Source organism: Pantoea sp. SJZ147 (assembly GCF_007828605.1).
Lineage (GTDB): Bacteria > Pseudomonadota > Gammaproteobacteria > Enterobacterales > Enterobacteriaceae > Pantoea > Pantoea allii.
Map to the genome: position 1 here is coordinate 17,786 of NZ_VIVB01000009.1, position 21,831 is coordinate 39,616.

A 21,831-nucleotide genomic window follows, 5' to 3' on the forward strand; every position below is an offset into this window, starting at 1 on the left:
GAGGCGCGTCACGCTATTCATCAAGGACATGCCGTGGAGACAACAGAGGGCATGCGCCTCAACGATGAGGTGACGGCCTTAACAGCATCCGCGTGCGGCGGACGTCGTTGCAATGTGGCAGAGTGAGGCCGCGTTACGACGGATTATCCGGAATCGCACTGCGCAAAAATTCCGGGATGGACGGGCGACCATTTTCCAGACAGGTGCCGGTGAAAACCGCCTCGGCGTACACCACATTGTTTACCAGAATTTGTTGGATGAAGTTAACGCGGTTGCGTTTTTCATTGGCGGCCAGCGCGCAGGTGACCTGCATTTCATCGCCTTTTTTCAGGCTCTTTTTAAAGCGCAGCGAGTACTCAAGTAGTATATGAATTCGGCCTGCGGCAAACTCTTCTTCAAGATCGACGCCAAGGTGCTCTTTCATAAATGCGTGACGTGTCCATTCCATATAAAACGGATAGTAAAGTCCATCCACCACGCCCTGAAAATCAATGTGCTTTTCGTCAACCTGATAGGTTTTCGTAAACATAGTCGCGCCCGTTGTGAGTAAGGTTATGCTCACTTTAGTGGTCATCGGTGTTTTTTAAAACGCTTTTTTTGGCAAGGGATACGCGGGAAAAGCGTGGGGGCAACAGGCATGATCGGCGCAAGCGTTAAGACAGGCCCGGGCCAGCGGTTAGCGGGTCCGGGCTCTGTGATGACTCAGGCACTCAGAATAAAAGCGTGCCGGTTAGCGGAAAGCCGGGGTAGCGAGGTTAGCGCTTTTTTCGATGCGGAAGATGGAAACCGCGTCGCGTAACATCACCGTTTGCTCCAGCATACCTTGTGCGGCAGAAGAAACCTGCTGAACGAGAGCGGCGTTCTGCTGGGTCACCTGGTCCATCTGGCTGACGGCAATGCTGACCTGACCGATACCATTGCTCTGCTCATCGGAAGCGATGGTGATTTCGCCCATAATCGTCGTCACGCCCTGCACCGATTTCACGATCTCTTCCATCGTATTACCGGCCTGGCGGGCCAGTCCTGAGCCTTTTGCCACATGTTCAACCGACTGAGTGATCAAATCTTTGATCTCTTTGGCGGCAGTGGAACTGCGTAAGGCCAGCGAACGCACCTCACCGGCGACAACGGCAAATCCGCGTCCACCTTCACCCGCTCTTGCGGCTTCAACCGCGGCGTTCAGCGCCAGGATATTGGTCTGGAAAGCAATGCCTTCGATGACCGAAATGATTTCTGCCACTTTGCCTGAGCTTTCTGAAATGGAGCGCATGGTCTCAACAACCTGTTTCACCACATCACCGCCCTGCGTCGCCACATGTGACGTTGTGTCGGCCTGTGTATTCGCATGACGCGCATTATCGGTATTCTGACGCACGGTAGCGGTAAGTTGTTCCATGCTGGCAGCCGTTTGTTCAAGCGCCGCGGCCTGCTCTTCAGTACGTTGGGCCAGATCGACATTGCCCTGCGCGATTTCGCTCGCAGAATTGTTGATTAGCTCAGCAGAGGACTGGATACCGCTGACGATGGTGACTAACTGCATGCGCATGGCTTCAAGAGAGCCCATCAGGCTACTCTGTCCTTTGACCGGAACGGCGATCTCCACGGTCAGGTTACCCTGCGCAATCATCCCGGCAATATCAGCAGCTGCTTTTGGCTCGCCGCCCAGTGCGCGGATAATACTGCGCGTAATAATGGTGCCCAGAATGATAGAAAGCAGAATGGTGGTGATACCTGCCAGACTCAGCGTCATTTTGGTGGCAAAGGCCAGACTGTTTACCTCTGCAGAACGTTTGGCTAACAGTGTGGCTTCCGCACCGTTGAATTCAGCGGCGAGGGCACGATAGCGATCCATAAACGCTTTATCACGGCCTTCCTGAAAGAAATGCGTCAGGGTCTCCAACGGTTGCTTGCCGCTGTTCACCTCGCGGCGTAAGGCGATCAGTTGCTCATCTACGCCCTGAACGCTGTTATGCAATTCAAGCAGTGATGCCAGCCTTTGCTGCTGCTCGGCGTTATCCGCAGTCATCGAGCGTAGCTGGCTGTACTTCTGATCGAAAGCGGTTTTACCGCTGTTAAACGGTGCCAGAAAGTTGTCATTGCCAGAGACAACAAACCCACGCACGCCGGTTTCCATATTAACCATATCGGTCAGCATGCTGTCGCTGACGCTCATGACCTGGTAACTGTGGACGTTCCAGGTGTTGGCCTGGCGCAGTTTAAGAAAGTTAGTGATCGACAAACTGCTGCCAATCAGCGAGACGATGACGATGATGCCGAACGCTAAAGCGATTTTACGGCCTGTTGTGATTTTCATGTTTTTCCCCGATAAGTGATCTTATTATTTTTGTCATTAAAGCCATTACATTTCGTTTATCGGCAAAGATGAATTGCAGTTTATAACCCGAGGTCTTTTTTTTTAGAAAACTATCCTTTAGTTTAGTTAAAAAGTAATTTCATTGGTTATCAATAGAAAGGGCAGGGTGCTGGAGCGTTGTTTGAAAAAGTGTATCGCGCGGCAGCGTTCGTTTAAATAAATTCGAATAACCAGAAAAGATGGTTTGTTCAGTGAAAAAGTCATTTCTTTTTTTATGAAGTGGGATGTATTCGTAATACTTATGCGCAACAAGAGATAAGCAGATTATCTTATAGTGTATTTATAGATATACGTTGCCGCTTTCATCCTGAATAATGAAAGCGGCAGCGTTATTTAATAACGTAACTTTATTAAAAACGATGGTTATCCTTTATTACCTGGCTGAGCATGGGTACCCGTTTGAGTGTGATGCATGGTTGGGTTAACAGGGCTTTCTGAATAGGTTTGGGTGTCGTAAATGACCCCCTCTTCTGCTGATTTCAGCAACATGCCTGCCTGGTAGTACTTATCCTGTTTCATCATGGCAAGCGCGTTGGAAACGTCATTTTCGGTTTGCTGCAACGGCATGAGTTCCTGCGTTTCGGTAACGGCAACCCCTGCCAGTTTCAACGCATTGAGCGCGCCTTGTTTATCTCCCGCCTTAATATGCTGGTTGGCTTGATCGATCGCGTCATTTTTCTGTTTGGAAAGTTGATAATCTTCAGAAACCGAGACGTCCGAGCCTATACGAATATAGTTATCACCGGTTATTGGGGCCTTTTTATCGTAGCGAATATACCTGGTCCAGTCCACGCTATTATCTTTAAGATACGTTTCAGCCTGGGTCGCCAGCGTTTTAGCCTGCTGCGTCTGGCCATTAAATAACGCATTGCGAGAAAGCTGAATGTCATTCATCGCCTGTGCGGCCTGCGCAGACACGACTTCGTTATTTAACGTATGGCTGTCTTTGAATGATTCTGCGGCTGCGGCACCGCCGGTAAAAACGAGTACGGCTACAATCATTGAGCTAATAATCATCTTTTTCATGATAGTTATCCTCTGCATTTATGCATCCGAAAGGTGCTAACGTCATTGATTACATCGAGAGTGCCTTCTTACGGGTTATTACTGGTTTGCAAAAATAATGAGCGGTGGTGGTCAGATATATATCGCTGCCTCTTTTTGGCTAGTGTGGAAATGATTATCCAGCACAGCATTTCTTACACAGAAATGGCCGGGCGCAGCGCCATGTAATCCATAATTTTTTACATGATGTTCGTTGTCATTATTATGAGCGAAAAACATATCGCCTAAAAAAAGCGCGTCGGTGAGATGGGAATCTTGTTGTGACTGATTTTTACACTGAGTACCGTGAAAAGAAAGCGTGATTAACGGGTTCATCATTTATCTCCTTGATGTCGTGCTGACGTCTTTACTTAACACCCGGAAGATATTTAAGTGTGATTATGAGTTTGCATAAACATGTCAGCGTTACATTTGATGATTTTATTTATGATTACATATCAAGTGGTTATCAGAATGCTGTTGTTACAGGCCGCCTGTTCTTTAAAAAAGCAAAGCTTTCTATAGATGAAAACGTACAGGCTGACATCTGACCAACACTTCTCGCGATACCTCTGTTATCGACCTGAGGCTCGCCAGGACAATGTAAACGCCCTGACGTTATCCCTTAAGATTTTGTCGTGTGCTGTTTCTGACGCCGTTAAGGGTGAGAAATCCTGTCGACGCCGGTTTTGTCCGCGTCTCATCGTCTTTTCAACATGCTGCTTTACACAATGTATAGCACTGGCAAAATAGACATTTCCCTTTCCAGTTATCCCTATGTCTGAAGAAGCCCTGCGGCAGCAAATCGCGAATTTAAAAAAACATAACGCACGGTTAAAGCGTATTGCGCACGATGCCCGTAATAAATTAAGCGCCGCACTGGACGGCACGGGGTTGTGTCTGTGGCAGTTGGATATTCCCAGCGGCAAGCTGGTTATCTTTAACCGACGCTGGGGATCGATGCTGGGCTTTCAGCCTAAAGAGGTCGGTGCGCATTTCGATGTATGGAAATCCTACCTGCATCCGGACGACGCCAGCGATGTGTTAAAGGCTTTCTACGATCATATTGATGGGAAAGCGCCTTTCTATGAGGCGTTGCATCGCATGATTGGCAAAACGGGCAAAATTACCTGGGTACTGGATCGCGGTCGTGTCAGCGAATGGGATGAGCAAGGAAGGCCCACTAAAGTGACGGGCACCCACATTGATATGACCAAAGAGAAACAGTACGAAGAACAACTGGCCACGCTGGCTATGCACGATCCGCTCACGCAGTTAACCAATCGCCATGCGTTAATCAACCATTTCCGCGAGATGAAAACGGACGTAGCCTTTTGTATTGCCTTTATTGATTTAGATAACTTCAAACATGTTAACGACACCTTAGGTCATCGCAGTGGTGACGATGTCCTGATTCAACTCAGCCAGCGTTTTATCGCGGCCTGTCCGGCGAATGTCATCATTGGCCGTCTGGGGGGCGACGAATTTGTTTTACTGATTCCTTTTGCGTTGTCTCATCCGCTCACAAAGAAGCTCACCGACGCTTGCCTGGAGGCAGCCTTAGAGCCTTTTGAAGTGGCCAACGGCAGCGCCTCAATTGGCGCATCCATCGGCGTGGTTCAGGTTGAATACCCGGAGAACTTTGACAGCGCACTGGCACGCGCGGATGCGGCTATGTACAGCATCAAGAAAAATGGCAAATGCGGCGTAGCGCTGTCACACAAGGGTTATCTGTAGCGTCCTCTGTTCGCAAATGTTGCTGGGCCTGGCATTAAGGTAAGCGAAGACAATAAGGTTGCTCAGTTGCTGTCAGCAAATGCTCCAGCTCGTAACAACAGACAGAAAGAACCCGTCTCTGTAGCAGCTAAGTATCAGTATGAAAGTCATGGTCAGATTATGCAGTGGTCAGGCAGAGGTCGTTTACCACTGGATCTGGAACAAATGCTGTTAAACGGAACCCGTCTTGCGTCTCTACTCATTACTCATGCTCAAGAAGATGAAGATAAGGCAAAAGATCGTCAGATTAAGCTTTTTGTGCAGAAGGGTAAGAATCCTGAGTTGCTGAAAGCGCCTTTAGGCGGTTTTAAGCCCGTTTCAAACACTATCCCTTGCTGCTACTGAGAAGGCAAAAGAGGCTGTAAAGCCCGCTCCTACAGCGGCTAAAGGTATGTTTGCTTATGAAGACGGGGCTGTGAAGCTTCATACCTGGAACGGAAAGAAAGCTAAGCCCAGGCACTTCAGGATCTGGTTAAAGGCGGTGAGACTCTTGAAAGCTTCCTCACAGATGCAAACATTGCACAGGCAAGAGAGATTGAGCACAAACTACTGAAAGACTGATACCCATAACGACGTGCAAGAGGCATCCTGTAGGGTGCCTTTTTTATGAGCAATGGTTTATCATTGGCTTGTTGGTAGGTTAAACGGATTAAATAACATGGAACCAATAATTGTTTATTCGACACAGAAAAAATTTAACGATTCAAATTCTGATGATATGAAATTCGGGGATTTGACTGATTCATTTCTGCAAAATCGTTTGAACCTTCGGGATGTTTCGACTGTAGTAAATCCGTATACTCTCGAACTTTTAACGCCTTTCAACCATCCACAAAGCCGCTTCTACTCGCCTACTCCTGGGAAAAAAATTAGTAAACAAACGTGTGCGAAACTGATGTTTGAGGATCTAAAAAAACTAACGCTTCCTTTCTCTTTTTTTGGTCCTTACAAAGGAATCATTAAACAGATGTTCGATCATATGCAAATGTCGAACGGAAATAGCTTCAAAAATGCGAGCCTGAATGCTGCACTAAACCATAATATCATTTCTGATAAAAGTTTAAATAGCAGCCTTAAAAGAATAAAAGAAATACTTGATAAAAATATAAATCACGATAAAAAAACACTCCCTAATGAGGCTATACCACAAATAGCGATAAATATTAAAAGTAGCATACTACCAAAATTCACAAGAACTCAGGATAGCTTCAATGGACTGGGTTTAGCGGTTCATGATACATACAGCACTGAGATTTCAATTGTAGAACTTGCAATAAGTCAAAACGAATACACAGCTAAAATAAAATATAAAGTTCAAGACCATTTTGGTTTAGATCAAGATGATGTCAGGAACTGGAAATTCAACCAGTTCTATTTCTTTAAGACTTGGTTTGTATTACAAAGATCTGTGAATTTCGGATTTAGACCATTCTTTACAGATATGGAAACTTATGTGACTATCAAAGGCAATTCAAATGCTTAACAAGAAATATATTATAGCTATCTTCATAATCGTAATTGCTGTAGGTTTTTACCTGGAAGTTTTACGAAAAACAGAAATCATCGTCGTAGATCAAGAGCTAAATTTTTCGAATATTGCAGTTAAAAACTTCCCGCTAACAGAAAACGGTAAAATCGCCTGGTGGAATGAAAATAAAGAATATTTGAGAAAAAAATATGACATACCAAAACCTGCAAGCAACGGAGATTGGTATGTGAATATTTGGGATTATGGCGATGGATTCAAATCAAAACCTAAAGGTGATATAAGAGTATTTAACTCTGAAACACAAGATATGATGTGTTTTGATAGTAATGAAAATAAATGCATTGATAAAAAAATGATTATGAGAGTTGAAAATAACAAAGACGGGACAATAAGCATTGAAACAGGAAACGATAAGAAAAACATTAAGTGACAACAAAATAAAACCTCTGTTCCGCATTGGAACATTTTTCTCCCTCTGCCAAACTTGTCAGGTATCGCCGCTCTGCCATGGCTGTCGCGGTAACGTTATTCGCGCTGGCCTGAAGAGTCATGACTTTCACCCATAGCGAGGCACTTATGAGTCTGTTTAAAAGCAAAGATGGCTTTAATCTTTATTACAAGGACTGGGGAAAAGGTCAGCCGGTTCTCTTTAGCCACGGCTGGCCGCTGGATGCAGATATGTGGGATAGCCAGCTTAACTTTCTGGCTGAACGGGGCTATCGCGTCATCGCCTTTGACCGTCGCGGCTTCGGGCGTTCCGATCAACCCTGGGAAGGCTATGACTACGACACCTTTGCTGAAGATATTCATAGTCTGATTGAGCACCTGCAACTCAGCGACGTAACGCTGGTCGGTTTCTCGATGGGCGGCGGTGATGTGTCGCGCTATATCGGTAAGTACGGTACCGCTAAAGTCAAAAGCCTGGTGCTGCTGGGTGCGGTTACGCCGATTTTCGGCAAAACAGACGATCACCCAGAAGGGGTGGAAAAAGCCGTTTTCGACGGCATTAAACAGGGGCTACTCAAGGATCGCGCGCAGTTTATTAACGAGTTTGCTGCGCCGTTTTATGGCACGAACGCCGGTCAACAGGTTTCTGACGGTGTATTAACTCAGACCTTAACGATTGCGTTAATGGCCTCCCTGAAAGGGACGCTGGACTGCGTGACCGCTTTTGCTGAAACGGATTTCCGGTCGGATCTTGCGAAAGTCGATGTGCCAACGTTAATCATCCACGGCAGCCACGACCAGATCGTGCCTTTTGAAGCAACCGGTAAACTGGCCCATGCGCTGATAACCGGCTCGGAACTTAAGATCTATGACCAGGGTCCGCATGGGTTTGCGGTGACGCATCAGGATCAGCTTAATCAAGATTTACTGACGTTCCTGCAAAAGTAGCAGGGCAGAATAGTCCGAAAAGAACGCCCGTCAGGGCGTTTTTTTTATTTTCCTACGCTTCGCTTATTTAAAACGCCCTCTTTATCTTTTTCTCTCTTTTCTGACCCGGTCATTTTGCTAATTGATGTCTGGTTGATTATTAAATGATCTGCTTTTTATCAGTATCTTAATAATAAACGAATTTACCGCTTCGCTTATTTTCATCCGATGAAATCTTTTGATAAAGGAATTTGCGTTATCACGCCTGGTTAAATAGATCATTTATTGATCAGATTGACGATGTCAGGCGCAATCATCACGTTGTTACGCTTCGCTTTAAAAGAAAAACAGAGTGGACTTTTTAATGAATCGATCGATTAATACAGGCTGAAAGGTGCCGCTGTCACACAGTGGGCACCTGATGCGGTTTAGTTGAGTTTCTGCTTTAAATAGTTTCATCACTAAATAATGAGAGGAAGGTTCTTCACAAACCATGACCAGAAATGTGATGCCTTTTCTCAAACATCATGCTTGATAAGGTACGTTTTATGACTACATTTATTTCTGGCACCCTTTAGCTGATGTAACTTCAACTGTGCTGTTTGAATAATGAAATTTGAGGAGAACACAGAATGACGCAATATCGTGGTGGGGCGGGTAATTTTGCTGCAGACAAAGAACGTGCAGCAGAAGCGGGACGTAAAGGTGGTCAAAACAGCGGTGGAAACTTTAAGAACGATCCGCAACGCGCTATTGAAGCAGGTCGTAAAGGTGGTAAAGTCAGTCGCCGGAGTTAATGCTTAATTAACAAAGAGTTAATCATTATCTTTGCGCACTGAAAAGCTTAATGTTTCTTCGAAACAGATAAACCTTCCAGTGTAATTCGTTGTGTCAATCATCTCTGGTGTGAGATTGCGTTAATCTTGCCGGAAAGGAAATTCCTTTCCGGTATTTTTTTATCTTGTCGTCCGATATCAAAAAAATCACAAATTTAAAAAATGGAATCTGAGTCCAACGGGCGGAACGTTTTTATTTAAAGCGTGTATTAAGTTGTACGGTTTATTGATTTTTTGTACAGGTTTGTCGTTATTGATGAAAAATCATTCTTTGACCGAAGATAAATTAAAAGAAGTAAATGACTGGTAGTAAAAGAAAAATTGCATCGATAATGCTACTTTTGCTGTGGGTTTGTGCAAAGTTAAACGCAATTTCCGCTAATTACACTAAGGTTATATGAGAGTGAGATTTACGGTTGCTGCGCTGAAATTACGGTGTGGCTGTTTAAATAATGAGGCGCTTTTTATGACTGTTAAAACGTTAAATGATCTTTTCATCCATGACCTGTCAGATGTTTACAGTGCTGAAAAACAGATAGCCCGGGCGCTGCCAAAAATGGCCCGCGCAGCCAGTGATGAAAATCTTATCGCTGCGTTCAATCAACATCTTGAAGAGACACGCGGGCAAATCGAGCGTCTTGATGAATTAGTCGACATCACACCCGAGGTTAAAATTAAACGTATGAAGTGTCATGCGCTTGAAGGGTTGGTGGAAGAAGCGCAGGAGATTATTGAGTCTGTTGAAAAGGGTGAAGTACGCGATCAGGGATTGATCGGGGCGGCGCAGAAAGTTGAGCATTATGAGATTGCTACCTACGGCACCCTGCATGCGCTGGCACTGAAGCTGGGCTACACCAAAGCGGCAAAGCTGCTGGCTCAAACGCTTGAGGAAGAAAAACAGACCGATGAAAAACTGACCGGCGTTGCACAGGCTATCAGTAAGGTTAAAGGAGCATCAAAATGACGACGGCGATTGAAAATTATCATGACTGGCTTCGTGATGCTCACGCCATGGAAAAGCAGGCTGAGAGTATGCTGAGTAAAATGGCGGGCCGTCTGGAGCATTATCCGGCGTTGGAGCAGCGCCTGGCGCAGCATCTGGATGAAACCAAACATCAGCTCAGGCTGCTGGAGCAACTGCTGGAACGCCACGATATTGACCATTCCATTATGAAAGACGTGATGGGAAAAATGGCGGCAATGGGGCAGGCGATTGGCGGTATGTTTACCCCTGACGAAGTCGTGAAAGGCGCAATGAGCGGCTATGTGTTCGAAAACGCAGAGATTGCCAGTTACACCAGTCTCATCGCGGCAGCGGAACAGGTCGGCGACAGCGAAGGTGTCAGAGTGCTGACAGAGATTCGCGACCAGGAAATTGCAATGGCTGAATGGCTGTTCCAGCATTTGCCGGAGGTGACTCAACAGTTCCTGCAGCGCTCAGCCCAGCCAGGTGTAGAAGCGAAGAAATAACGTGACTACGCGCTGACGGGTATAAAAAAAGCCGGGACAGATTCCCGGCTTTTTTGCGTCTGTTCGGTACGGCTGGCGGTTAATCAGCCATCAGGTGACCATACATCGCCATCAGACGACGCGTTACCCCGTTTGTCCAGCCAAACCCGTCTTGTAACGGATATTCACCTCCGCCGCCCGGACGGGCACGATCGCCGCTGATGTCGTATTTTTCTACCAGTTTATGGTGCAACTGATAGAAGTTATTCACCGTGTTCAGCCAGTTAACGGCAATTTCATTCGCCAGCGTCTCTTCCCCGTAGTTATTCAGGCCGACGACGGCCATCCACTGCATAGGGGCCCAGCCGTTCGGTTTGTCCCACTGTTCACCGCTTTCCACCATTGAGGTGAGCAGGCCGCCGTTACTGAGCAGAAGGTGACGCAGGGCGATAGCCTGCAGGTGTGCCTGGTAAGGCGTAGCCAGACCGACAAACAACGGCACCACGGCGGCGGCGGTAAAGGCTCCGAAGCGTGCACGACGCCAGTCGTAATCGCGGAACACGCCTGCCGTGCTGTCCCATAAATAGCGGGTAATTGCCCGCTTGCGCGCCTCAGCCTTTTTCTGCCAGGCCAGGGCGGTAAGCTCTTCGCCTTTGGCATGAGACAGCGTGGCTATCATCAACTCAAGCTTGTATAACAACGCATTGAGGTCGATGGGGATAAACTGCGTGGTACGAATGCTCGCCAGGCGTTTGGGATTACGTAGCCAGCGCGACGAATAATCCCATCCGGACGCGGCACCTGCGCGCAGATCCCGATAAACCTCGCTTGCCGGGCGCTTTGAAAGACGAGCCGTTTCCACATCTTCGATCCAGGACTCATCGCGCGGGGTATCCCGGTCATCCCAGTAGCGGTTCAGCAACGAGCCGTCAGGCATACGGACCACATGGCGGTAGGCCTGGTTTGGCATCAGCGAGCCCGCACCGTCCATCCAGAACTGATACTCTTTCATCAGTTGATCCAGATAGCGCTGTGAACCCTGCACGCCGTCCTCTTCAAACAGCTCCACCATCAAGGCAAACACCGGTGGCTGTGAACGGCTGAGATAATAGGTACGGTTACCGTTTGGCACATGACCGTAGTTATCGATCAGCCAGGCGAAGTTGTCTGCCATATGGCGCAACAAATCGTCACGGCCCGATTCAGCCAGGCCGAGCATGGTGAAGTAGGAATCCCAATAGTAGGTTTCACCGAAGCGTCCGCCGGGCACCACGTAGGGCTTAGGCAGCGGCAGCAACGAGGAGTGCGGCATATGCTGCTGCGGCATTTTGGTCAGAACCGGCCACAGATCGTCGATATGCTCGTTGAGCGTTTTATCGGGATTTGAGACGTAAAAGCTTTCGTTAATGCCTGGCATATAAAAATGCTCAGTAACGAAACGCGACAGATCAAAGTCCTTGCTGCGCTTTTGACGGCGATAGCGCATCAGAACATCCAGTGGATCATACTTGGGCGAACAATCGGGAAAGGTTTTGCTGTCCTCGAAAATGCCCGACATCTGGACGGCTTCAAACAGCTCAAGATAGCGATCGGCAGGCGTCAGCGCATCCGGAGCCGGTAAGCCTTCGATCAGCTCTGGCTCAGGTTCTGAATCCTGCATGCGGTCCAGCTTCAGTTCATGGGGATCGTATTGATACTCAACTTCCGCCCCGGCACGATTCTCTTCGAATGCATTGAGTTGCTGGCGATAAGTATTAATAACGGCCTCCTGAGCGAACGGGGTTGCACAAAAGAGAAATTATAGACCTCTCGCAGGCAGGAACAACAATGCAGATTGTCTATGAACGTAATAAAAATTGTCGATTAATCGTATGCATTGAATAAAACACAGTCAATTCAACCAAATATGACCAGTTTTGCGTTAAATGCATTTCAGATGAATCTCTTAGGATATAACTAAATAAATTTTGATCATCGCCAATGGGCATGTTTTTGACCTGCGTAGCCGTCAAAATACACAGAAGTGTCAGGATAAAGCAAAATGGTGCGAACAACCCCGCTAAGGACAATTCCGTGGTGAAACCTTACATCTTACGACCTCTCGCTGAGCAGGATGTGTCGGCATTCCGTGCTATCAGACTGGAGGCGCTCAGGCGTCATCCCGACGCCTTTGGCGCGGATTATGATCGCGAGCGTCAGCAGCCGGACGCTTTTTTTGCGGCAATGCTACGTGAAAACCGTATGCTGGCGGGCATCGATGACCAGGGCCAGACAGCTGGCATCGTCGGCGTGCGCTTTAATCCAGGCGTGAAACAGCGGCACGTCGCCACGCTCTGGGGAATGTATGTGCGTCCTGAATGGCGGGGCAGCGGGCTGGCGAAGGCGCTGCTCACGACTGCGATAGCGGAAGCCCGTGAATGCCGCAGCCTGAAACTCGCCGTGAGCGCCACTAACATCGCGGCTGCCAGGCTGTACCGCTCGGCGGGGTTTCAGACCTATGCGACGGATGTTGCTGCGCTTTATGTCGACGGCGTTTTTCACGATACCTTGCTGATGCGGCGGGATGCTGAACCTGAGCGCTAAGCCTGTAACCTGTGCTGAACAAACGGGCAATACAGGGCGGCGGTCAGATCGGGCTGATACTGAACAGACGCTGCAGTGCCGCTTTGCCGCTGTCCGTTACAACAAGCTCCCGGTATCCCGGCGCCTGCATCAGCCAGTGCTTTTGCAGCAGAAAGCGTAACAAAGCGGCACCCACTTCGCCCCCGGCATGAAAGCGTCTTTCACTCCAGTCCAGACAGGGACAGCATGCTTTTCGTCGGGAACGAGGGGCAAGCACGATGCCCGCCTTGTCAAAGTTCGCCGTGCCGCACGGCGTTAAGGCTGTGCCGTCTGACGTTATCCAGCCTGCCGATTGCAGAAAATCATAGATCTCGACCGCAATCTCACCGGCCAGATGGTCGTAGCAGGTGCGGGCTCGCCTCAGCCGGTTTGGCGTCGTGGTTTTAACGGCGTTACCGGGCTTAAACGAAACGCCCATCAGGTTTTCCAGTAGCCCGGCAACCTCGCGATCGGCCAGGCTGTAGTAGCGATGCCTGCCCTGCACCACACAGACGATCAGGCCGGTATCAAGCAACTTATGCAAATGACCGCTGGTGGTGGACGGGGCGATGTCGGCAACCACGCTTAGCTCAGTGGCGGTCCATGCCCGGCCATCCATTAGTGCACAGAGAATATGCATTCTGGATGCATCCGCCATCGCGGTGGCGACCGCAGACATGCTGGTCTCCAGTGAAGGCGGATGATCTTGTTGATGCCGGGAAGGGATCAGTTTCATGCTGTCGCTAATGTCCATTTTCGGGTGACGTCACCAGCCCGCTCATCATCATCGGTGATCAGGATCAGTCGGTTACTGTGATCGCTGTATTGAACCAGTATAGTAATGCCATTTTCCGCAATGACCCGCGCAATTTCACCCAGTTCTCCCGGCTGTTCCTGCGCTAACTTCCTGATCAACGGTTTTTTGAGCTCTCTGACGTCGAAACCGGCGTCAGACAATAACTGATGTGCTTTGGGACCCTCTTCAACAAGAAAATGCGCGTGGCTCTCGTGCGACGTCGAAAAAACGCCACCGCCTTCCAGCCCAATGCCATGCTGACCGAGCAGGGTGCCAAATGATGAAAGCGCCCCCGGTGTATTACTGAACACGACGTGAATATCAAACATGATCGCGCCCCTCTGGCCCTGAATAGTCCCGAATGAGCTGGACAACGCGTATCTGGTAATGGGCAAAAATGCGTTTTTTACCTTCTTCCTGTGCCGACTGATGCCGCGTGTTTTCCCGCCAGTGTCTTACCGCACTCTCATCCTCCCACCACGATAACGATAAAACCTTGCCGGGCGTGCTCAGGCTCTGAAATCGTTCGATCCTGATAAACCCCGGTATTTCGGCCAGCGCGGGTGTCAACTCAGCCGCCAGCGCAAGGTAGCGTTGTTGCGCTGCGGGCAGTGCCTCTGCTTCAAAAAGAACAGCAATCATTTTGGATCTCCATTGAGTAAACATGCAGGCAGTTTACGCACGGCAAAATGTCTTACTTCGGCGTGTACCGAATCATGGTGTACGCCTCGCGGGCAAGAGGCGATAAGGATGCAGGCATCAGGCGCAATCAAGACAAGATCGCCGTCGTCTGCCGGTTATCCTGCTCCGGTAGACGACGGCGTCGTTAGCGAGTAAAGCGGGGGGTTAGCGGGTCGACCTTAGCCTTTTGCCAGCGTCGCGCGAATCACGTCCTGATAAGCGGTGGTGGGGCGACCAATAAGCTGGCTCAGCGTGCGCGAATCATCGAACAGCCCGCCCTGAGCAACACCCACGTCGGAGTCCGCCAGTAAGTCCGCCAGCGGTGCCGGTAAACCTGCGGCTTTCAGCGCTGCGGCAAACTCCGCCTGTGGCAGGTTCACGTAATCGACTTTTTCTCCGCTTTGTGCCGCAATTTCAGCGGCAAATTCAGCCAGGGTGTAACTGTCATCGCCTGCCAGCTCGTACACTTTTCCAGCCTGATCGTCACGAACCATCACTTCGGCCGCTGCCTCAGCATAATCCTGGCGCGCAGCAGAAGAGATTCGTCCTTCGCCCGCAGCACCAAGGAACACATGATGTGCCAGGGCTGGCGCGATGCTGGCGGCATAGTTTTCGGTGTACCAGCCGTTGCGCAGCAGGGCGTAAGGCACACCAGAGGTCGCCAGCATGGCTTCGGTCGCGCGATGCTCAATGCCAAGTGAGAGCGGAGAAGTATCAGTATGCAGCAGGCTGGTATAGGCAATAAATTTCACGCCTGCGGCTTTGGCTGCGTCTATCACGGCGCGGTGCTGAGCTTCACGTTGGCCCACTTCACTGCCCGAAATCAGCAGTACTTTATCTACCCCTTTAAAGGCGGCCGCTAAGGTCTCAGGTTTGTTGTAATCCGCTTCACGCACTACAACGCCCAATGCGGCAAGGTCACCGGCTTTAGCGGGCGAGCGCACGGTGGCAACAATGTGGTCTGCAGCAATTTTTTTGCGTAATGCTTCTATGACTAAACGGCCCAGCTGGCCAGTCGCACCAGTAACAGCGATCATTGGGTAACTCCTTTAACATAGCGGTTGGTGAAAAACAGCCTAAGCGATAAACTAACTTTTAGTAAGTACTTACAGAATTGTTAGCGTGGAGTGATATAACTAAATGTCTGAAAAGATGAGTGAAAGATTTAAACGCGGTGAGCTGTTGCACGTTAACTGTCCGTCACGTGACCTGTTAAAGCGCATTACCAGCCGCTGGAGCGTGTTAATCCTGCTGGCGCTGAAAGATAAAACGCTACGGTTTAGCGAATTACGGCGGACGGTGGGCGGCGTGAGTGAACGCATGCTGGCACAGAGCCTGCGCTACATGGAAGAAGACGGTTTTGTGCAGCGTATTGCCTATGATGTGGTGCCTCCGCATGTGGAGTATCGCCTCACGCCATTGGGCCTGGAAGTGGGAGAGCAGGTGGTCGGCCTGGCCGACTGGTTAGAAGAGAACGTTGATCGCATTCTGTCTCATCGTGAAAAAGACGCCACCGGGGAATAAATTTTCACCCTGAACGGGGCGCGCTTGCCTGTCAGGTGACGCGCCAGCCTGGCCATAGCCGATTACGCAGAGTAAAGGCTGCACTGCACCTGACCGGCATGAACAACCGGCCAGCGCCACAGGGGAGGTTGTTCGCTGGCATTTTTTAACATCGTTTTTACTAATGCGGTTATTTCAGCGAGCTATCGGGAAGAAATAATGACTTTGGGTTTTAGCAGATAGTTCTTTATTTACATACTGCGTTAAATTTTAACATAAATAGCAAACTGGCCTGTGCTGAATGGCGCGAGTAAACGCTTATTTATTCTTGGTTAAATATGTCCCGAACGGGCAAAAACCGTCAGAGAGAGAAGATAAGATCACTATCCTGCTAACAATATAAAAAACAAGTAATTTTATTGTGGGATGTAGATTTTTACCGGATTTAAGCCAGCCGGGAAAGGCTGAATAACAGAGAAAAACAGCGAGTTGCGAGGTTTTTTTTACCCAGTACAGCCTGACGGGAATGTACTTTTTTAGCCTCTAATTTAATAACAAAAATGTCACATTGCGGCGCTGTAATTAACTTTTTATTGTTGTTTTTCAAATAAAAGATCTTTCAACAAAAAAATGATCTAAATCAAAAAATACTGTTATAGTTTTTACATATCTGATTGTCTCTGTTTTACCAGGGCGAAGCGTTTTACATTCGCCATGGAATTTTTCTGTGCAATGGAATGACGTTCTTTGTACATAAGTTGTTAATTATAAGTAACTATATGGTGTTCTATGTGGCAAAGAGGTAAGCAATGTTTGGATTAGATGCCTTTCATCTCGCCAGGATTCAGTTCGCATTTACTGTTTCCTTCCATATTATCTTTCCCGCCATCACGATCGGCCTGGCCAGTTTTCTGGCTGTGCTGGAGGGAATGTGGCTAAAAACGCATAATCAAACCTATCGCGATCTCTATCATTTTTGGTCGAAAATCTTTGCGGTGAACTTCGGTATGGGCGTGGTTTCCGGGCTGGTCATGGCGTATCAGTTTGGCACCAACTGGAGTGGTTTTTCTCAGTTTGCGGGCAGTATTACCGGCCCGTTGCTGACCTACGAAGTGTTAACGGCGTTCTTCCTGGAAGCCGGTTTTCTGGGTGTGATGTTATTCGGCTGGAACCGCGTCGGTCCCGGCCTACACTACTTTGCGACCTGCATGGTGGCGCTCGGCACGTTAATTTCCACGTTCTGGATTCTGTCCTCCAACAGCTGGATGCAAACGCCGCAGGGCTACCTGATTCAGAACGGCGTTGTCGTGCCGGAAGACTGGTTTAAAATTGTCTTTAACCCGTCATTCCCTTATCGCCTGTTACATATGTCCGTGGCGGCCTTTCTGGCCAGTGCCTTCTTTGTGGGCGCTTCTGCAGCCTGGCATTTACTTAAAGGCAATGACAATCCCGCCATTCGTAAGATGTTCTCAATGGCGCTGTGGATGGCCCTGATTGTGGCACCGGTTCAGGCCATGATTGGGGATGCGCACGGGCTGAATACCCTGGAACACCAGCCGGCAAAAATTGCGGCTATCGAAGGCCACTGGGAAAACCCGCCGGGTGAAGCGACGCCGCTCATTCTGTTTGGTGTGCCGGACATGGAAGAAGAACGCACTAAGTATGCGCTGGAGATTCCTTATCTTGGCAGCCTTATTCTGACGCACAGTCTGGATAAGCAGGTACCGGCGCTAAAATCCTTCCCGAAAGAAGATCGTCCAAACTCAACCATCATCTTCTGGTCATTCCGCGTGATGGTGGCGCTGGGCCTGTTGATGATTACGCTGGGGGTGGTCAGCTTGTGGTTACGCTTTAAAGGACGCCTGTACGAGTCGCGTCCGTTCCTGTGGTTTGCCTTACTGATGGGGCCATCGGGCCTGATTGCCATCTTAGCCGGTTGGTTTACCACAGAAATTGGCCGTCAGCCTTGGGTCGTTTATGGCGTACAGCGCACTATCGATGCGGTATCGCCGCATGGCGAAATGCACATGAGTATCAGCCTGCTCGCCTTTATCCTGGTTTACTCCTCCGTCTTCGGTGTGGGTTATCACTATATGATGCGGTTGATTAAGCAGGGTCCGGTGACGGGCGAAGGCGATATCGTTGAAACGGGTGGCCCCGGCCAGATCAAAACGCCATCACGTCCGCTCTCTGCTGCCACTCACCAGAATGAGGAGCGTTGAGATGGTTGATTACTCTGTTATCTGGTTCGCGATTATCGTTTTTGCTGTCCTGATGTATATCGTGATGGACGGTTTCGACCTGGGCATTGGCCTGCTGTTTCCTTTCAATAAGGATGCAGGCGAGCGCGACATGATGGTGAATACGGTTGCGCCGGTCTGGGATGGTAACGAAACCTGGCTGGTGCTGGGTGGTGCGGGCCTGTTTGGCGCGTTCCCCCTGGCCTACGCGGTTATTGCGGATGCGCTTTCTATCCCGCTCACCGCCATGCTGATTGGGTTGATTTTTCGCGGCGTGGCCTTTGAGTTCCGTTTTAAGGCCGTCGAGCATCACCGGGCATTTTGGGACAAGTCGTTTATCGCCGGTTCGCTGCTGGCGACCTTTAGCCAGGGCGTTGCGGTAGGTGCCATGCTGGACGGTATTCCGGTATCCGGCCGTAGCTTTGCAGGTTCCACGATGGACTGGCTGGCCCCGTTCCCGCTGTTCTGCGGCGTCGGACTGGTGGTGGCCTATGCATTACTGGGCTGTACCTGGCTTATCATGAAAACCGAGCATGAGCTGCACCGTAAAATGTCCGCACTGGCAACGCCGCTGCTCGTGGCACTGCTGGTCATTATTGGCGTGATCAGCATCTGGACACCCTTTACCCACCATAACATTGCGCACCGCTGGTTCAGCATGCCGAATCTGTTCTGGTTCCTGCCGGTGCCCGTTCTGGTGCTGCTGTGTGCCTGGGGACTGAGAAGCGCCATCAAGCGTGAGGCGCATTATTCGCCTTTCCTGCTGACGCTGGCGCTGATTTTCCTGGGCTTCTCAGGTCTGGGAATCAGTATCTGGCCGAATATTATTCCGCCCTCGGTTTCGATCTGGGATGCGGCTTCTCCACCACAGAGTCAGGCATTTATGCTGGTGGGCAGCCTGCTGATTATCCCGATGATCCTGGGCTACACCTTCTGGAGCTATTACGTGTTCCGCGGAAAAATCAAAGCAGACGAAGGATACCATTGATATGCAGACCCAGGTCAGCAGCAAAGAACGTCAGAATGAAACCCGGTCGCCGTGGTGGAAACGCGTGCTGTGGCTGGTGGTTATCTATGGGGCAAGTGTGCTGGCACTCGGTGTGGTGGCCACGCTGTTCAGAATGATGATGACCGCCGCTGGCATGCGCAGCCACTAAGCTTCACCCACTGCGTACCGAAACCGGGGCAGGAAATCGTACCCGGTTTGCTCTGTTCTTCTGTTATCGGCCAGCCTTCGGGCTGGCTTTTTTAATAGTAACCCAGGCAATTAATGCGCTTTTCGCCGTCCATCCTGACGTTTACCCCCGCGCTTCATTACATTTTGTAAGGCTTTTTGTTACTCTTTTATGACGAATTCCCCCCTCTTTTTCTGTTCATACATCAATGCTAAGTCAAACCATAAAAAAACAGCATATTAATGATCTAGTCGACTGGATTGAGGCCAACCTGACCAACGACATTAATATCGACCAGATCACCCTCAAATCCGGCTACTCAAAATGGCATATGCAGCGTTTGTTCAAGGAGATGACCGGGCAAACACTGGCGGCCTATACGCGAAAACGCCGGCTCACGCTCGCCGCCATGGCACTGCGACTGACCCGCATGCCGTTGATTGATGTTGCGGTGCGTTTCGGCTTTGAAAATCAGCAAAATTTTAATCGTGTCTTTAAAAACCATTTCACGATGACGCCGGGGGCTTTCCGACGCCTCAGAGTCTTACCTGTGCGCCATTTTCACGGACGCATTGCCCAGCGCGCGCCAGTAAAACAGGTGTTACTGACAGTACGTGAAGAGGCGTTGCAGTTGCAGGGCGAGACGCTGGAGTGGGAGTGCAGGTACGGCGACTATATAAGCGATCGCCATCAGCGCGTTGCCGAACAGGTTCGTCATTTTGTCCTTGCACATCAGGGAACTGCACACGGCTGGCTGGGGTTTCAGTACGGTCCCGGAAGCAGCGCTGTTGAACAGCAGCACATCAGTCTGTTTCGCGGGGTTGAGGTGCAGCCAGCGGCTGATGTCCATCAGGATAAGCCGGTCCGCACGGTTGAGCCTGGCCTGTATGCCAGCCTTACGTGGAGCGGTACGCCGGAACAACTCACGCGTTTTATCGCGGATATTTATTATCTGCATTTGCCCAAATTGGGCGTTGCCTGCCGTCCGGGGATGGATTTACTGTGCCTGGATTTAGCCCGGTGCACAGCTGACAACATTGAAGGCGTATTTTCCATCCCGGTAACGCAATGCTGAATGCACATTACGTGCGCCATACTGTGATAAAGCGCACGATTTTATAAGCAGGTAATCTGGCGAGGCGTAAAATTCTCCCTGAAGCTCACTGAGGAGCCACTACGACGGCTTTTATTTCTCTGAGCTGGAATATTCACCTGCTTTCTGCGCCTTATCAGGCTAAAAACTATGATTAAACTTTCCCAGATATCAGCAATGCTGCTGGCTATCGCGCTGTCTGTGGCTCCGGCTCTGGCTGGCGCGCAAATGACCGATCCTGTCAATGTGCCAACAGGTTTGCACCCTGCCTCGCAGGGCACGCATAACGAGATACTCGGTGACAGCTCTCTGCCTCAAAGCAGCGGACAAAACCCGGTTCGATAACAACGTTATTGCCGTCAGTCCTCTTAAAAGGTGCGCAAGCGCCTTTTTTGTTTTTACGCGCCCGCTTCTTCTTTCCTTGCGCTCCCTCGCTTCATAACCGATCGCATTTTTGGTCATTGTTCTTAAGATATATCATAGCTATTCTGAGCCGCTAACATGAGAATGATTTCTATTTACTCAGGCCGCGCGAAAACCATCCCCGCTCGCACAGCCGCGTTTTCGGAGAGTTACCGTGCATACATCTTATCCCCGTCGTTTACCTGAACGCGTACGTAACGAACTGCGCTTTCGTCGCATCCATGTGGCCGAAAAAACCAGGATCGCCGACACGTTTTGGCGCATCGTCTTCACGGGTGACGACCTGATGGGCTTCAACTCCCCAGGTTTTGACGACCATATTAAGGTCTTCTTTCCCTCCGCTGACGGCGCAGCGCTGGCACTGCCGACGATCAACGATGAGGGTATTCAGTGGCAAGACGGCTTGCGGCCGGTAGCGCGCGACTATACGCCACTGGCGTTCGACGGCCAGTCATCGCTGACGCTGGATTTTTACAGTCATGAAAGCGGCGTCGCCAGTAACTGGGCAGCGCAGGCGCAGGTGGGGAACACCTTAATCATCGGTGGTCCACGGGGTTCTTTGCTGGTGCCGACAGATTATGCTTTTCAGCTTTATGTGTGCGATGAAACCGGGCTGCCAGCGTTTAAGCGCCGCAGCAGCACAGTAAAGCCAGAGGCGCTGCATCTGTTTGCCTACGCCGATGAGGCCGCCGGGCGCGCTTACCTGGCGGATACCGGCAATGCAGAGATCAGCTGGCTCGGCAGGGGTAACATGACGTTGGCGGATTTACCGCAGCTCACTGCTGCACTGGATAAGATAGCGATTCCGCAGCACGACGCCTTTATCTGGCTCACCGGAGAAGGGCAGTTCGTGAAACAGCTGTGTGACTATTTCACCACGCAGCGCGGGGTTGACGCTGATTTTGTGCGTGCCGTGGCTTACTGGCATCAAAAGTAAGTCTTCTTCTGCTAACTGGATTTACGTGACCTGCTGTTGA

25 protein-coding genes are annotated in these 21,831 nt (G+C 49.8%); 16 read left to right on the forward strand and 9 right to left on the reverse strand.

Going from position 1 to position 21,831, the window contains the following annotated elements; translation table 11 throughout:
• Positions 1-133: 133 nt before the first annotated feature.
• The 4 genes from FBY13_RS13895 to FBY13_RS13910 form a co-directional block, all read right to left on the reverse strand.
• The gene (locus FBY13_RS13895; protein WP_145394456.1) at positions 134-529 is read right to left on the reverse strand and encodes a thioesterase family protein; all 396 of its coding nucleotides are present in this window, start codon (positions 527-529) and stop codon (positions 134-136) included.
• 201 nt (positions 530-730) lie between these two features.
• A complete protein-coding gene (locus tag FBY13_RS13900; protein WP_145394457.1) occupies positions 731-2,314 on the reverse strand; it encodes a methyl-accepting chemotaxis protein in 1,584 nt (527 codons plus the stop codon).
• Between the two features lie 423 nt (positions 2,315-2,737).
• A complete protein-coding gene (locus FBY13_RS13905) occupies positions 2,738-3,400 on the reverse strand; it encodes a YfdX family protein (protein ID WP_145394458.1) in 663 nt (220 codons plus the stop codon).
• Between the two features lie 111 nt (positions 3,401-3,511).
• Positions 3,512-3,757 carry a hypothetical protein gene (locus FBY13_RS13910; RefSeq protein WP_255474496.1) on the reverse strand — a complete coding sequence of 82 codons (246 nt, stop codon included), beginning with the start codon at positions 3,755-3,757 and terminating at the stop codon, positions 3,512-3,514.
• Positions 3,758-4,195: 438 nt separating this feature from the next.
• Here FBY13_RS13910 and FBY13_RS13915 point away from each other — a divergent pair, with 438 nt between their 5' ends.
• The 8 genes from FBY13_RS13915 (at position 4,196) to FBY13_RS13950 (ending at position 10,363) form a co-directional block, all read left to right on the forward strand.
• The gene (locus FBY13_RS13915) at positions 4,196-5,155 is read left to right on the forward strand and encodes a sensor domain-containing diguanylate cyclase (protein WP_145394459.1); all 960 of its coding nucleotides are present in this window, start codon (positions 4,196-4,198) and stop codon (positions 5,153-5,155) included.
• Positions 5,156-5,221: 66 nt separating this feature from the next.
• On the forward strand, positions 5,222-5,539 hold the full coding sequence (locus tag FBY13_RS13920; RefSeq protein ID WP_186440821.1) for a hypothetical protein: 318 nt from the start codon (positions 5,222-5,224) through the stop codon (positions 5,537-5,539).
• A 313-nt stretch (positions 5,540-5,852) separates the two neighbouring features.
• Positions 5,853-6,677, forward strand: coding sequence for a DUF3289 family protein (locus tag FBY13_RS13925; protein ID WP_186440822.1), 825 nt, complete (start codon positions 5,853-5,855; stop codon positions 6,675-6,677).
• Positions 6,670-7,113, forward strand: a complete 444-nt coding sequence (locus FBY13_RS13930) for a DUF943 family protein (protein WP_096011813.1) — start codon at positions 6,670-6,672, stop codon at positions 7,111-7,113. Before FBY13_RS13925 ends, FBY13_RS13930 begins: the two co-directional genes overlap by 8 nt.
• 146 nt (positions 7,114-7,259) lie before the next feature.
• Entirely contained in the window at positions 7,260-8,078 is an 819-nt protein-coding gene (locus tag FBY13_RS13935; RefSeq protein WP_145394462.1) for an alpha/beta fold hydrolase, read from the forward strand.
• 611 nt (positions 8,079-8,689) lie between these two features.
• The gene (locus FBY13_RS13940; RefSeq protein WP_006118264.1) at positions 8,690-8,854 is read left to right on the forward strand and encodes a general stress protein; all 165 of its coding nucleotides are present in this window, start codon (positions 8,690-8,692) and stop codon (positions 8,852-8,854) included.
• Between the two features lie 505 nt (positions 8,855-9,359).
• Positions 9,360-9,857: a ferritin-like domain-containing protein gene (locus tag FBY13_RS13945; RefSeq protein ID WP_096011835.1), complete on the forward strand. Its 498-nt coding sequence runs from the start codon at positions 9,360-9,362 to the stop codon at positions 9,855-9,857.
• On the forward strand, positions 9,854-10,363 hold the full coding sequence (locus FBY13_RS13950; RefSeq protein WP_063880867.1) for a ferritin-like domain-containing protein: 510 nt from the start codon (positions 9,854-9,856) through the stop codon (positions 10,361-10,363). Before FBY13_RS13945 ends, FBY13_RS13950 begins: the two co-directional genes overlap by 4 nt.
• Positions 10,364-10,442: 79 nt before the next feature.
• On the opposite strand, the gene FBY13_RS13955 is transcribed toward FBY13_RS13950, so the two are convergent.
• Entirely contained in the window at positions 10,443-12,101 is a 1,659-nt protein-coding gene (locus tag FBY13_RS13955) for an alpha,alpha-trehalase (RefSeq protein WP_096011810.1), read from the reverse strand.
• Between the two features lie 317 nt (positions 12,102-12,418).
• Here FBY13_RS13955 and FBY13_RS13960 point away from each other — a divergent pair, with 317 nt between their 5' ends.
• Positions 12,419-12,925, forward strand: a complete 507-nt coding sequence (locus tag FBY13_RS13960) for a GNAT family N-acetyltransferase (protein WP_145394463.1) — start codon at positions 12,419-12,421, stop codon at positions 12,923-12,925.
• A 43-nt stretch (positions 12,926-12,968) separates the two neighbouring features.
• Here FBY13_RS13960 and FBY13_RS13965 read toward each other — a convergent pair whose 3' ends face one another.
• The 4 genes from FBY13_RS13965 to FBY13_RS13980 form a co-directional block, all read right to left on the reverse strand.
• On the reverse strand, positions 12,969-13,697 hold the full coding sequence (locus FBY13_RS13965; RefSeq protein ID WP_145394464.1) for a helix-turn-helix transcriptional regulator: 729 nt from the start codon (positions 13,695-13,697) through the stop codon (positions 12,969-12,971).
• Entirely contained in the window at positions 13,676-14,068 is a 393-nt protein-coding gene (locus FBY13_RS13970) for an amino acid-binding protein (RefSeq protein ID WP_145394465.1), read from the reverse strand. The genes FBY13_RS13965 and FBY13_RS13970 overlap by 22 nt, the downstream gene beginning before the upstream one ends.
• Positions 14,061-14,381 (reverse strand): antibiotic biosynthesis monooxygenase, encoded by a 321-nt coding sequence (locus FBY13_RS13975; RefSeq protein WP_145394466.1) that lies wholly within the window; start codon positions 14,379-14,381, stop codon positions 14,061-14,063. Before FBY13_RS13975 ends, FBY13_RS13970 begins: the two co-directional genes overlap by 8 nt.
• A 218-nt stretch (positions 14,382-14,599) precedes the next feature.
• Entirely contained in the window at positions 14,600-15,457 is an 858-nt protein-coding gene (locus tag FBY13_RS13980; RefSeq protein ID WP_145394467.1) for an SDR family oxidoreductase, read from the reverse strand.
• A gap of 103 nt (positions 15,458-15,560) precedes the next feature.
• Between FBY13_RS13980 and FBY13_RS13985 the strand changes: the two genes are divergently transcribed.
• The 7 genes from FBY13_RS13985 to FBY13_RS14015 all read left to right on the forward strand — a co-directional run bounded on the left by FBY13_RS13985 (position 15,561) and on the right by FBY13_RS14015 (position 21,791).
• A complete protein-coding gene (locus tag FBY13_RS13985; RefSeq protein ID WP_145394468.1) occupies positions 15,561-15,944 on the forward strand; it encodes a helix-turn-helix domain-containing protein in 384 nt (127 codons plus the stop codon).
• Positions 15,945-16,732: 788 nt separating this feature from the next.
• The gene (locus FBY13_RS13990; RefSeq protein ID WP_063880860.1) at positions 16,733-18,145 is read left to right on the forward strand and encodes a cytochrome ubiquinol oxidase subunit I; all 1,413 of its coding nucleotides are present in this window, start codon (positions 16,733-16,735) and stop codon (positions 18,143-18,145) included.
• A 1-nt stretch (position 18,146) separates the two neighbouring features.
• A complete protein-coding gene (gene cydB, locus FBY13_RS13995; RefSeq protein ID WP_063880859.1) occupies positions 18,147-19,151 on the forward strand; it encodes a cytochrome d ubiquinol oxidase subunit II in 1,005 nt (334 codons plus the stop codon).
• A 1-nt stretch (position 19,152) separates the two neighbouring features.
• A complete protein-coding gene (locus FBY13_RS14000; protein WP_074181036.1) occupies positions 19,153-19,320 on the forward strand; it encodes a DUF2474 domain-containing protein in 168 nt (55 codons plus the stop codon).
• 226 nt (positions 19,321-19,546) lie between these two features.
• The gene (locus FBY13_RS14005) at positions 19,547-20,413 is read left to right on the forward strand and encodes a helix-turn-helix domain-containing protein (RefSeq protein ID WP_145394469.1); all 867 of its coding nucleotides are present in this window, start codon (positions 19,547-19,549) and stop codon (positions 20,411-20,413) included.
• A 168-nt stretch (positions 20,414-20,581) separates the two neighbouring features.
• On the forward strand, positions 20,582-20,776 hold the full coding sequence (locus tag FBY13_RS14010; RefSeq protein WP_096011804.1) for a hypothetical protein: 195 nt from the start codon (positions 20,582-20,584) through the stop codon (positions 20,774-20,776).
• 232 nt (positions 20,777-21,008) lie between these two features.
• Positions 21,009-21,791, forward strand: a complete 783-nt coding sequence (locus FBY13_RS14015; RefSeq protein ID WP_145394470.1) for a siderophore-interacting protein — start codon at positions 21,009-21,011, stop codon at positions 21,789-21,791.
• Positions 21,792-21,831 lie beyond the last annotated feature (40 nt).